1 protein-coding gene is annotated in these 213 nt (G+C 42.3%); it reads right to left on the bottom strand.

Annotated features, from left to right (window positions below; genetic code table 11):
* Nucleotides 1–213, bottom strand: a 213-nt coding sequence (locus tag Q0787_RS19310) for a hypothetical protein (RefSeq protein WP_298905108.1), incomplete at both ends; no start/stop codon positions are given.

Raw genomic sequence — 213 nt, 5'->3', positions numbered from 1 at the left:
ATCTGTAGCTGTTGGTGCTGTTAAACTTGTCACTTCACATTCTGCTGTGATATCTGATAAACTTACCGCATCTGGTGCTGGTGCTGTCGTGTCATCTATAATCACATTCTGATCTTGTGTGCTTGTATTTCCGTTGCCATCATCATAAGTCCACGTCACTATCGTTGTTGTCCCTTCGCCTGAAATTGGAAGTGTTGCATTATGACTTACAGT

This window comes from uncultured Psychroserpens sp. (genome assembly GCF_947492715.1).
Classification (GTDB): domain Bacteria; phylum Bacteroidota; class Bacteroidia; order Flavobacteriales; family Flavobacteriaceae; genus Psychroserpens.
This window is presented reverse-complemented; position numbering and strand designations above follow the sequence as displayed.